At 47.9% G+C, this 12,238-nt stretch carries 9 protein-coding genes and 3 pseudogenes; 6 read left to right on the top strand and 6 right to left on the bottom strand.

What is annotated here, in order from left to right; genetic code table 11:
- Nucleotides 1-10 precede the first annotated feature (10 nt).
- Nucleotides 11-988, top strand: a complete 978-nt coding sequence (locus AB5Y67_RS20995) for an IS5-like element IS5 family transposase (RefSeq protein WP_368208070.1) — start codon at nucleotides 11-13, stop codon at nucleotides 986-988.
- Nucleotides 989-1,843: 855 nt separating this feature from the next.
- Here the strand turns inward: AB5Y67_RS20995 and AB5Y67_RS20990 are convergent.
- The 4 genes and pseudogenes from AB5Y67_RS20990 to AB5Y67_RS20975 all read right to left on the bottom strand — a co-directional run.
- Nucleotides 1,844-2,688, bottom strand: a protein-coding gene (locus AB5Y67_RS20990; protein ID WP_320643246.1) for an IS5 family transposase whose coding sequence is annotated in 2 segments (ribosomal slippage) — nucleotides 1,844-2,355 and nucleotides 2,355-2,688 — 846 coding nt in all. Because the reading frame shifts where the segments join, the coding sequence is not laid out codon by codon here.
- A pseudogene (locus AB5Y67_RS20985) lies at nucleotides 2,657-2,860 on the bottom strand (integrase core domain-containing protein); the annotation flags it as partial. The pseudogene AB5Y67_RS20985 and the gene AB5Y67_RS20990, both read right to left, overlap by 32 nt.
- 12 nt (nucleotides 2,861-2,872) lie before the next feature.
- Nucleotides 2,873-3,934: an IS110 family transposase gene (locus AB5Y67_RS20980; protein ID WP_201954674.1), complete on the bottom strand. Its 1,062-nt coding sequence runs from the start codon at nucleotides 3,932-3,934 to the stop codon at nucleotides 2,873-2,875.
- A gap of 214 nt (nucleotides 3,935-4,148) precedes the next feature.
- A pseudogene (locus AB5Y67_RS20975) lies at nucleotides 4,149-4,844 on the bottom strand (IS3 family transposase); the annotation flags it as partial.
- A 61-nt stretch (nucleotides 4,845-4,905) separates the two neighbouring features.
- Here AB5Y67_RS20975 and AB5Y67_RS20970 point away from each other — a divergent pair.
- Nucleotides 4,906-5,949: an IS110 family transposase gene (locus AB5Y67_RS20970; protein ID WP_151286329.1), complete on the top strand. Its 1,044-nt coding sequence runs from the start codon at nucleotides 4,906-4,908 to the stop codon at nucleotides 5,947-5,949.
- Between the two features lie 241 nt (nucleotides 5,950-6,190).
- On the opposite strand, the pseudogene AB5Y67_RS20965 reads toward AB5Y67_RS20970, so the two are convergent.
- Nucleotides 6,191-6,451 (bottom strand): annotated as a pseudogene (locus AB5Y67_RS20965) (transposase); the annotation flags it as partial.
- Between the two features lie 385 nt (nucleotides 6,452-6,836).
- Between AB5Y67_RS20965 and AB5Y67_RS20960 the strand changes: the two are divergent.
- The 3 genes from AB5Y67_RS20960 (at nucleotide 6,837) to AB5Y67_RS20950 (ending at nucleotide 10,116) form a co-directional block, all read left to right on the top strand.
- On the top strand, nucleotides 6,837-7,793 hold the full coding sequence (locus AB5Y67_RS20960) for a sensor domain-containing diguanylate cyclase (RefSeq protein WP_151286328.1): 957 nt from the start codon (nucleotides 6,837-6,839) through the stop codon (nucleotides 7,791-7,793).
- Nucleotides 7,794-8,153: 360 nt separating this feature from the next.
- Nucleotides 8,154-8,906, top strand: a complete 753-nt coding sequence (locus tag AB5Y67_RS20955; RefSeq protein WP_325793928.1) for a transporter substrate-binding domain-containing protein — start codon at nucleotides 8,154-8,156, stop codon at nucleotides 8,904-8,906.
- 250 nt (nucleotides 8,907-9,156) lie between these two features.
- Nucleotides 9,157-10,116, top strand: a complete 960-nt coding sequence (locus AB5Y67_RS20950) for a sensor domain-containing diguanylate cyclase (RefSeq protein ID WP_080602637.1) — start codon at nucleotides 9,157-9,159, stop codon at nucleotides 10,114-10,116.
- A 115-nt stretch (nucleotides 10,117-10,231) separates the two neighbouring features.
- Here the strand turns inward: AB5Y67_RS20950 and AB5Y67_RS20945 are convergent, their stop codons facing one another.
- Nucleotides 10,232-10,894 carry a response regulator gene (locus tag AB5Y67_RS20945; RefSeq protein ID WP_325793927.1) on the bottom strand — a complete coding sequence of 221 codons (663 nt, stop codon included), beginning with the start codon at nucleotides 10,892-10,894 and terminating at the stop codon, nucleotides 10,232-10,234.
- Nucleotides 10,895-11,114: 220 nt separating this feature from the next.
- On the opposite strand from AB5Y67_RS20945, the gene AB5Y67_RS20940 reads away from it, so the two are divergent.
- Nucleotides 11,115-12,092 (top strand): IS5-like element IS5 family transposase, encoded by a 978-nt coding sequence (locus tag AB5Y67_RS20940; RefSeq protein WP_368208070.1) that lies wholly within the window; start codon nucleotides 11,115-11,117, stop codon nucleotides 12,090-12,092.
- Nucleotides 12,093-12,238 lie beyond the last annotated feature (146 nt).

Below are 12,238 nucleotides of genomic sequence, written 5' to 3'. Positions count from 1 at the left end.
AGGGTTCATCATGAGTCATCAGCTCACCTTCGCCGACAGTGAATTCAGCAGTAAGCGCCGTCAGACCAGAAAAGAGATTTTCTTGTCCCGCATGGAGCAGATTCTACCATGGCAAAACATGGTGGAAGTCATCGAGCCGTTTTACCCCAAGGCTGGTAATGGCCGGCGACCTTATCCGCTGGAAACCATGCTACGCATTCACTGCATGCAGCATTGGTACAACCTGAGCGATGGCGCGATGGAAGATGCTCTGTACGAAATCGCCTCCATGCGTCTGTTTGCCCGGTTATCCCTGGATAGCGCCTTGCCGGACCGCACCACCATCATGAATTTCCGCCACCTGCTGGAGCAGCATCAACTGGCCCGCCAATTGTTCAAGACCATCAATCGCTGGCTGGCCGAAGCAGGCGTCATGATGACCCAAGGCACCTTGGTCGATGCCATCATTGAGGCACCCAGCTCGACCAAGAACAAAGAGCAGCAACGCGATCCGGAGATGCATCAGACCAAGAAAGGCAATCAGTGGCACTTTGGCATGAAGGCCCACATTGGTGTCGATGCCAAGAGTGGCATGACCCACAGCCTAGTCACCACCGCGGCCAACGAGCATGACCTCAATCCGCTGGGTAATCTGCTGCATGGAGAGGAGCAATTTGTCTCAGCCGATGCCGGCTACCAAGGGGCGCCACAGCGCAAGGAGCTGGCCGAGGTGGATGTGGACTGGCTGATCGCCGAGCGCCCCGGCAAGGTAAGAACCTTGAAACAGCATCCACGCAAGAACAAAACGGCCATCAACATCGAATACATGAAAGCCAGCATCCGGGCCAAGGTGGAGCACCCATTTCGCATCATCAAGCGACAGTTCGGCTTCGTGAAAGCCAGATACAAGGGGTTGCTGAAAAACGATAACCAACTGGCGATGTTATTCACGCTGGCCAACCTGTTTCGGGCGGACCAAATGATACGTCAGTGGGAGAGATCTCACTAAAAACTGGGAATAACGCCTTAAATGGCGAAGAAACGGTCTAAATAGGCTGATTCAAGGCATTTACGGGAGAAAAAATCGGCTCAAACATGAAGAAATGAAATGACTGCGTCAGCCGAGAAGAATTTCCCCGCTTATTCGCACCTTCCCTAACCCAAGACGCATGCGGGAAATCAATGACTATGTTTTCCACTGGGTTTTATCACTCATTACACCGACATCCTGTCTGAAAAAATCTGATGGGCTAACCATACCAGAAAGCTTTAAATGAGCCCATCATTGTGATCACCCTCCTCGAACCTGAACGAGCCCCCTCAGGACGACTTGCTCGATAACTACTTACTACCGTTCATACAATCTGAACGTTAAGGTTTGTCTACGATGAAGACGATGGCCTGAGCTTTAAAGCCATAAGTGTCTGAATATATTATATTTTCAATGGTGTGTGTCACACTGCATCAAATTTATAGTAACAATAGCCAAAGCCCCGAACACATCTACAGAGACACCTTCAGGCACAGTGTTCAGATCTAATCGCCTGGCCTCCCCAAACAACCTAGTGGTGTGCTGTTCGAGAATCTCATCCAGCTCTAAAGATGAGATGGATCTTCTCCAGCGAGGGTGAGCCTTAAAGTCCTCTATAACGCAGTGTTGCAAGCATAAATGTGGGACTTCGACCCACCCGCCTGAATCAACGGAGGTATGTACCTTGGCTTGAAAAATGACTCTGACCATCGTGAAACATCCAGATGCAAAAACTGGGAGACTTGATGATATGAGGTTAGTTCATTAATGACAAACAAGTTAACTGCGGAATGGCTTTTTGCTAGGATGGTCGAATAAAACTAGGCTGTGTTCTCAAAATGCTGGTTTTCTGTCCACACATAACTCGCGCAAGTAGCGAAGGCAGAATGCCAGTTTGATAAAGGCTGCAAAACTCTTGGCTAGCTTTTCATATCTCGTTGAAAACCGGCGAAACTTCTTCAACCAACCGAAGCACCGCTCCACGACATTGCGCCTGCGGTAATGCACCTTGTCCAGTACCAATGGACGCCCCTTATGGCGCCGTTGCTGGTCGCTGCGTTGCGGAATGACCGCTTTTATCCTTCTCCGCCGTAGCTCGGCTCGAAAGGCTTTGCTGCTATAGGCCTTGTCTGCGGCAAGATGCGCTGGCCGTGTTCGGTAGCGACCTGATGACGTTGGTATCCTCGCCATGGCCAACGCGCTTGTTGCATAGCTGATTTCTGCTGATTGCCCCGGTGACAGGCAGAAGCTCAGTGGTAAGCCATGACCGTCCGTGACCAAGTGAATTTTGCTGCCGAAACCTCCCCGCGAACGGCCAAGGGCTTGATTCATTGAGGTGTTTTTTTACGTGCACCGGCAGCATCTTTGGATGCTCTGACATTGGAGCCGTCCAGGCACCACAGGTCGAAATCGATGAGCCCTTCTTCATTGAGCTTGAGTTGCAGCGCTTCCAGAATGGCATCAATCCGGCCTGCATCCTGCCAACGCCGGAAGGTGTTGTAGACCGAATTCCATGGTCCGAAACGTTCTGGAAGGTCTCGCCAAGGAGCTCCGGTGTGGAGTATCCAGAGAATGCCATCGAGCACTTGGCGCGTTTCACGGGTAGGGCGCCCGATCAGGCTTCGAGAAGGAAACTGGGTGTAGTGGTCAACTAAATCCGGACACTTGGTTAGGCCGATCCTCGGCTCTTGCTGGCGGCATCCCGTCATTGTATTGATGTGGACGCCGCCAGTTGTAGTAATCCATCAAGTAATAACTGATATCCCGCTTTGCTTCCCGCAAGTGCATGTATCCCGTGGCCGGCAGCCACTCCGTCTTCAAACTCCTGAACAACCGCTGCATCGGGGCGTTGACGCTCCTATGTCAACAGGCTCGCGCTGAGTCAGCTAAATCGGCCAAGATCAAAGGGTAGAGTTCCCTGACGATATAGCGTTTCAAACAACGCTGGATCTCTTTCGAAGATAAGCCTTGGGCGCTACGTCGTGCGACGTAAGATTGGGTTTGTGGATCTCCCCGCATCCGGACCATTGCAATCGTCCATAACGCATTATTTGCTGCACGGTTACCACCTCGGTTTAAGCGATGTCGTACGGTCTTTCCAGAGGATGCGGGTAAAGGGTTAACCCCACAAAGTGCCGCAAGCGATGCTTCATTTCTTAACCGTTCCGGGTTATCGCCAGCCGTTGAAAGCAGCACCGCTGCGGTTTGAGGGCCGACGCCAAATTGCTCGCGCAGACGACGAGCATGTTGATGGGTCAAGGCATCCAACATGGCATCAAGTTTTTCAACTTCGTCTGCCAATAGCAGCCAACGCTTGGCCAGCAGACACAGGGTAGTCGTTAACGTATGCAGGAGTTCAGTGGTACCCAATGACCTCACTCGTGCGCATCCCTTTGCACAGTCAGCGGGCTTGCTTTTCCAGAGTCGTTCACGAACATCCTGGGGGGCACTGACAAGCAATGATCTGAGTTGATTCATTGCCTGAGTTTTGGCTTTGACGGCGCTGCGTCTGGCTACTGATACCACTCGCATCATTTCTGCCGCGCCTGACTGGGTCTTTGCTATCGCGTTAGCACTACCGGAAAGAACGGATCTCGCTGCACTTTCAGCATAAGTAGGATCCGATTTCCCCTGAAGCCTGCGTTTGGAGCGGTCAGGGCGATTAACTTCGAACACTTCGATACCATGCTTGCGCAGTACACTGGCCAAGCCAGCACCATACGTGCCTGTGCCTTCAACGCCTGCTCTCTTCAAGCACCCGAAAGAGTTTGCCCAGGTCACGAGTCTCTCATATCCGCTGGTATTGGTCGTGACCATCAAGCATCCCAACTGGTGCCCTTGTGCATTAAGCAAAACCCCGACATGGGTATCCATATGGGTGTCTACACCAAGGATAACTTCAGCTTTGTTTCTGGAATTGTTCATGGCTCATTCCTCCAAGGAATATGCACTACCAACCCCATACGCAGGACAGGACACTCAAGATGCAGCACAAGGCTCCTATTAGGTCACAGACGCTGGGCCCAGCAATGCCAGGGAACATCAGCATCCAATCGACAGGTCAACGCAAAGGCATTATGTTCGCCAATCCCAGCACGGGTCAGATTGGGCTGATGTTCTTGAGCATAATGAACTGAGTATCCCAACAATTACCACGCCGACTCATGCTCTGGGTCATGCGATAGCGCCACAGTCGTTGCCGAAATACCCTACTGCCATATTGGCTGCCCTGGTCAGTGTGAAATAGCACACCGGATGGGCAACCCCGCTGCTGATAGGCCATCTCCAGTGCTTTGATTGCCAATTCTGCATCAGGTTTATCAGACATCGCCCAGCCCACGACCCGCCGGGTGTGCAGGTCAAGCACTGCGCCTAGGTAATACCAACGACCCGCGGCCCAGACATAGGTGATATCGCCACACCACACCTGATTGGGTTGCTGGACATCAAATTTACGGGCCAGCAGATTGGGAATATCCGGTCGCTCAGACCGGGCGACCTGATAGCGATGAGCGCCCGGTTGCTTGGATACCAGACCGGCTTCCTTCATCAGACTGCGCACTTTGAATCGGCCAATCTGATACCCCAGCTCTCGCATCATCGACATCAAGGTGCGGCTGCCCGCTGAGTTCCGACTTTCTTTGAACAAACGGCGCAACTCACAGCGCTGCTGCATACGCTCACGGTTAATCGCCCGCCTGCGGGCCAGATAATCGTAAAAACAGGAAGTGGGCACATCGAAAGCGCAGCAGACCAAGGTGATGGGGGCTTGCTCCCTTAATCGGTCTATCAGCGCGTACGTGTGAACTCGTCCGCCATCAAGAGAGCAGTAGCCTAATGGGATGGTCTGCTCTATCCACCCCGCTATGCTGGAGCCAGCATCAAGGAGGCTCATCATGACTCAAGCGCAGATTTACATTTACGGGATCGATTTAGGCAAAAACTGGTTTCACCTGGTGGCGATGGATCGCATGGGGCATGTATTGACCAAGCAAAAGCTCACTCGTTCACAACTGAAACAGTTCATCAGTACGACTCCACCCTGTCGGGTTGCCTTCGAGGCATGTCCTGGTTCGCAATACTGGGGACACCTGTTCCAACAGGCGGGGTTCGAGCCCAAGATTATTCCCGCTCAATTTGTTAAGCCCTACCTCAAATCGAACAAGAATGACTTCAACGATGCCACCGCCATTGCCGAGGCTGGTAGCAGAGGCACTATGCGCTGTGTCCCGTTGAAATCTCATGAACAGTTGGCATTGCAGGCGACTCATCGCGTCCGTCAGCGTTTCATCGTCGAACGAACCGCCACTGTCAATCAGATGCGAGCGTTGCTGCTAGAATATGGGCTCACCGTGCCAGTCGGCAGAAAAGTCTTCGAGCGTTCTCTGCCGACGATCCTTGAAGATGCCGAGAATGGCTTGCCTGACTTTATCCGCGCCCTGGTATTGCGTCTGAGAGAACGGTGGCAACAGCTGGATATTCAGATTGATGACATGAGCCTCATGCTCGGACAAGCCTCGAGCACGTCGAGTTTGTGCCAAAAAATCAGTACCGTCCCCGGCATTGGACCAATTGTCTCAACCGCGTTGATTGCCGCAATTGGCAATGGCTCACAATTCAAGAAAGCCCGCGACCTGTCAGCCTGGTTGGGGCTGGTCCCCAGGCAATATTCAACGGGCGGCAAATCTTCGCTCGGCGGGATCAGTAAGCGTGGCAATAGCTATTTAAGGCAAATGGTTATTCAGGGCGCCAAAGCGCTGAAAATTCACATGAAGCGTGACAAATCATCGTTAGGCGAATGGGTCGCCAGGCTAGAGGTCGGCCATCACAACCATGTGATACTTATCGCCCTGGCCAACAAGATAATGCGAATTTGCTGGAAAGTGCTGACATCCGGCAGGGATTACCAACCGTATCCCAACACAAGTTCAGCCGTTTAACTGATAGAACTCATACCCGGTTTTGCGAGCCAAAAACAGATGACAGAAGCGTTTACCCCACGACGTTGCAGCCTGGCTAAAAAAGCAGTCTCTCGAGACTGGTAGCTTTATTAGGACGATGACGTGCGGATCCCATCAAGGCCAGAGCCGGAAAACGGCTCACAGACAGGCCGGATACATTGACGCAAACGACTTCTGGAAATCAGTTCAAGCTTGCAGATAAGGAGCAGACCATACATAATTTTAGTATGTCCTTTTCACGTTCGAGTCGGTTGATACGGGCTTCCAGCTCCTGGATTTTCTGCTGCTCCGGAGTCAGCGCTTTGCTGATTGGGGTTGTGCCACTGCGTTCGGATTGCAGTTGCTGAACCCAGCGACGAAGCACAGTTTCACCGACATCCAGTGAACGGCTTGCTTCGGGAACAGAATACCCCTGGTCGAGCACCAGGGATGCTGCTTCGAGTTTGAATTCGGCAGTAAATGAGCGACGTAATCTTGTCATTGAACACCTCAGGTCATGGTGGCGACTGTACCACCTAAAATGGTGTCCGGGATGATTAGACCACTACAGGGGCTCGATAAGCCCCCATTGTGCATCAGTCAGCTGATAACGGCGGGACACGGAATGGATCTTAAGCTGTTGAGAAGATGTGAGATTATATCTTCATCACTTTAAGAACACAGCCTAGGGGGATTCTAGGCGAGCTCTTGTTTGTCGAGCGAGCGACAACCACGCTACCAAGAGTGCAAACACTGCTCCTGTCATCAAAGATGAGATGGCTCGAAATCATAGGTCTACCTACTGTAATATACTGTCAGTACATCAGATCTACAGATGCACAGTATATGTTGGCAGCGTACAGTGCCCACACAACAAGGAGATGTTGATGCAAAGCCCTGTAGTACCGGATAACGAACGGCTTCGCTTAGACGCATTGCGCCGTTTAGCGATACTTGATAGCCCCGCAGAGGAGCGTTTTGACCGGATTACCAGGATGGCTCGCAACATGTTTGATGTGCCCATCGCATTGGTTTCATTGGTGGATGAAAACAGACAGTGGTTCAAGTCATGTTGTGGGTTGCCGGTATTGGAGACACCGCGAGACATTTCTTTTTGTGGTCATGCAATTCTCGGTGAAGAACTGTTTGTAGTTGAAGATGCGGCCCAAGATCCACGATTTTCTGACAACCCCTTAGTCACGGGGGAACCACACATTCGCTTCTATGCAGGCCATCCACTAGAAGTTGGGAACGGTTTGAAGCTGGGTACATTGTGCATCATAGACTCTAAACCCAGGGGTTTTAGCCCACGAGACCAAGCGCTGTTAGCTGATTTGGCATCCATGGTTGAGAGTGAGTTACAAGCCGTTCAGAGAGCAACCATAGATGAATTGACGGGGATAACTAACCGTAGAGGATTCATGCTGCTCGCCGAAAAAAGTTTGAAATATGCATTTCGTGTAAAACACACAGCGGCCTTACTTTTTTTAGATCTAAATCACTTCAAACTAATTAACGATAAGTTTGGTCATGACATTGGCGATGACGCGTTGCGACATATGGCCGAGTTGTTATGCCGAGTATTCCGCGATGCTGATATATTCGCTCGCCTTGGTGGGGATGAATTCGTTGTCCTTTTACCTGGCACTGGTAGTGAACATTGTCAGAGAATTAAAGAGCGGCTGAATCATGCAATAGATGACTTCAATAGTCATAGTGGTAAGCCATACCAGTTGTCATGCTCCTTAGGAATTGTGATTTACGATGCTAGTATGCCGCCTAATTTAGATCAACTACTGCGGCACGCAGATGAAGAGATGTATTCATGCAAAGTGAAACGATAAATAGCTGTCGCCAAAAATACAACTATCTGAGCATTTCTTAGAGAAATCATTTTTATACTGGTAAAGAAGTAATTGACCGTATGAAACAAGATACCCTAATCATGGGGATCTTGTTTATTTTATTCAGTGTCTGTGTATAATTTTAATTACTTGTCTATGAATATGCATTGATGGCTTGCTACTCGAATTCCTATACATTAGCTTTCAGCAGAGCAAACCATTTTGGAAGAAACACTATTTAAGTGGCGCGAGCCCATATCTCGTGAGAAATGTCACCAACAGTATTTTAATTTCATTTAGCATGGCGAATTTTTTAACGTGAGCTATATTAAAAGTGGGATGTGTCAATGTGGGGTATGTATGTTTTCACAATACAACATAAGAAACATATTGTTAATTTTCCTTGCGACACTTTCTTCATGCGTTATTGCTGTTGATACCAAAATTGTTCTAGTTAGTTCAGAGGACACTTATCATTCAAAGTATGGGTGCTGGTTATATAATATTTATAGCGAGGCATTTTCTAGATTGGGATATAAATTTCTATATCAGGGCGTTCCTGGTGGAAGAGCACCGATCCTCGCGGAGAATGGCAGTGTTGATGGTGAAATTCATCGGGCATTTGAATACCAACAGCAAACAACCAACTTGATCAGAGTGAATGAATCACATTTCAACGTGACTATTGAAGCTTATGTGTATGACAATAAATCAAAATATAATTCTTGGCATAGCCTAGATAAGGAAGGATTAAGAGTTGAATTCAGGCGAGGCTCAAAACGCGCCGAAGACGCACTTTCCAAGCTTATTACCTTCCCCCTGCCGACAGAGGTAAACACAACTGAGCAGGGATTGAAAAAACTGATAAAAGGACGCGTTGATGTATTTGTGGAGCAGACTCTGGTATTTGATAGGAGCAAGCAAGCATTGCTTGCGGAATCGACCGAGTATAATAAAATATATTCCGCAGGAATTGTTGATACCTTGGCAGGCTATGCGTATCTTAATAAAAAACACTCAAGGCTAGCGAAAGATTTGGCCTTAATGCTAAAAAAAATGAAAACCGAGGGTAGAGTAGAACAACTGCAAGAGCAGTTTTGCTATTATGATTAATTTAAAATCCAGTTCGTGCCATGGTGCTTTACAAGCGTCTGGGGTGCTCGATGATAGCCTCGCCTTCATAGAACAACACGAATGAGTTTCGATTGCCCCCCTAGTGATGGTCTCATTAGAAAACCAAATGTGTGTATTTTCGCATACCCGCGCTAAAAATCTGTCATCCGTAATCCAGCATTCTATTTAGTTATATCCAAATGAGTGTCATAATAGCATCGCTTCGGACACAACGTAAAAGGCCGCAAAGATGCAACCGTTCTCTGAAACCAGTGATCCCCACTTTCTTCGCTTAGATGCATTGCGCCGTCTCCAAGTGCTTGACTCCCCAACAGAGGAACGTTTCATTCGTATAACAAGAATGGCTCGCAACATGTTTGATGTGCCTATTGCCCTGATCTCATTCGAAGACAATGAACACGAGTGGGCCAAGCCTTGTTATGGCCTAAACATCCATGAACCTCTTCCTAATATCTCTTTTTGTAAAAATGGATTTCTCAAAGAACGCATGCTTGTTATTGAAGATGCAACCAAAGATCCTCTTTATTATAATAATCCAATGGTTCAAGGGGAGCCATACATCCGATTCTATGCTGGTCATTCATTAGTAATAACTGATGGATTGCATATCGGTTCGTTGTGCCTTATAGACCGTAAGGCTAGGGCTTTTGGAGAAAAGGATAGAGCTTTATTTACCGACTTGGCATTAACAGTTGAAAGCGAGTTACGTGCAGTTCAAATGGCGACAATAGATGAGTTGACGGGGATAACCAACAGGCGAGGTTTTATTCTTCTGGCTGAGAGGTACTTGCAACATGCATACAGAACGAAAAGGGGCCTTTCATTATTGTTTATAGATTTGAATCATTTCAAATCTATAAACGATCGATTTGGTCATGATGTTGGAGATGATGCATTGTGCCAAGCCGCCAGCTTGATCAACTTGATTTTTAGAAATGCTGATATCTGTGCTCGATTAGGTGGTGATGAATACGTGGTTTTACTCCCAGAAACAAACATTAACTATATTGAATCAATCAATAATCGAATAAATCAGATCTTTGATGAGTTCAATAAGCATAGCGGTAAGGTATATAACCTTTCTTGTTCTATAGGCTATGTGGAATATGATGCAACTACACCACCAGATCTAAACTTGTTACTCCGTTTGGCGGATGAGGCCATGTATCGTTGCAAGCAGAATTTATAAATCATATGCACCCTATGGGCATATGATTTAAGAGAGTCGTTAACTAGTATGGCAATAATCTGCAACAATAAAAATATCAAGTTAATTTTTATTTATGTACATTTTTAAATTATAGTTACTTAATAGTTCGGTTATGTGCCCATACAGTAACAGCAACTCTAGAATTTAATTTTAGTTTTCTTAGAATGTTTCTCACATGTATTTTTACCGTCCCATGAGATATATATAATAATTTTGAAATGACTTTGTTTGAGTGACCTTCAGCAAGAAGTTTTACTACATCAATTTCTCTATGGCTTAATGATTCAATAATGCCAACATTACTATCTGATAATGAGATTGACATTACTTTATTGTTTGACTGAGGACTTTCAATTGATGTATCAGCACATATGCTCTTAATGAAGCCAATTAAATCAAGCGGTTCAATATTTTTTGAAAGATATCCATTGGCTCCGAACCTAAACGCTTCTACAACATCAATTTCCAAATCTGACTCGGTGAAGATAACGACCTTGCTTTTTATTTTCTTTGCTCTGATTCTCTTCAGCGTTTCTAATCCATTAAGCACTGGCATTTGAAGGTCAAGCAATATTAAATCTGGTTCATATTCTACTGCCAGATCTAATCCTTCTTTACCATTGCCAGCCTCTGCAATCACCTTCATAAGGTGATCTGTTGAGAGTGTAGCTTTGACTCCTGCCCGCAATATAGCGTGGTCATCTACAAGCAATACTTTTAATGCTTGCATTTCTTCGATTGAAACTTTGTTATCCATAACTACATTCTCAATACCATGCTAGCGTCACATTACACCATACGTGCATAAAAAACACTATAAATCAACACGTTAACCAATATGCAGGATGCAACTCTATAATGGCCCATAGCTATGTATCTTTATCATTTTAACCCCAGTCGTTTGGCTAGGGAAGGTGCGAACAAGTCCCTGATATGAGATCATGTTTGTCATCTGGAGCCATGAAAAAGGGTTCATCATGAGTCATCAGCTCACCTTCGCCGACAGTGAATTCAGCAGTAAGCGCCGTCAGACCAGAAAAGAGATTTTCTTGTCCCGCATGGAGCAGATTCTACCATGGCAAAACATGGTGGAAGTCATCGAGCCGTTTTACCCCAAGGCTGGTAATGGCCGGCGACCTTATCCGCTGGAAACCATGCTACGCATTCACTGCATGCAGCATTGGTACAACCTGAGCGATGGCGCGATGGAAGATGCTCTGTACGAAATCGCCTCCATGCGTCTGTTTGCCCGGTTATCCCTGGATAGCGCCTTGCCGGACCGCACCACCATCATGAATTTCCGCCACCTGCTGGAGCAGCATCAACTGGCCCGCCAATTGTTCAAGACCATCAATCGCTGGCTGGCCGAAGCAGGCGTCATGATGACCCAAGGCACCTTGGTCGATGCCATCATTGAGGCACCCAGCTCGACCAAGAACAAAGAGCAGCAACGCGATCCGGAGATGCATCAGACCAAGAAAGGCAATCAGTGGCACTTTGGCATGAAGGCCCACATTGGTGTCGATGCCAAGAGTGGCATGACCCACAGCCTAGTCACCACCGCGGCCAACGAGCATGACCTCAATCCGCTGGGTAATCTGCTGCATGGAGAGGAGCAATTTGTCTCAGCCGATGCCGGCTACCAAGGGGCGCCACAGCGCAAGGAGCTGGCCGAGGTGGATGTGGACTGGCTGATCGCCGAGCGCCCCGGCAAGGTAAGAACCTTGAAACAGCATCCACGCAAGAACAAAACGGCCATCAACATCGAATACATGAAAGCCAGCATCCGGGCCAAGGTGGAGCACCCATTTCGCATCATCAAGCGACAGTTCGGCTTCGTGAAAGCCAGATACAAGGGGTTGCTGAAAAACGATAACCAACTGGCGATGTTATTCACGCTGGCCAACCTGTTTCGGGCGGACCAAATGATACGTCAGTGGGAGAGATCTCACTAAAAACTGGGAATAACGCCTTAAATGGCGAAGAAACGGTCTAAATAGGCTGATTCAAGGCATTTACGGGAGAAAAAATCGGCTCAAACATGAAGAAATGAAATGACTGCGTCAGCCGAGAAGAATTTCCCCGCTTATTCGCACCTTCC

Origin of the sequence: Aeromonas sp. s12 (assembly GCF_040907925.1) — a bacterium.
Classification (GTDB): Bacteria; Pseudomonadota; Gammaproteobacteria; order Enterobacterales; family Aeromonadaceae; genus Aeromonas; species Aeromonas veronii.
Note: the sequence above shows the minus strand (reverse complement) of the source record. Positions and strands in the feature narration are given on the sequence as shown.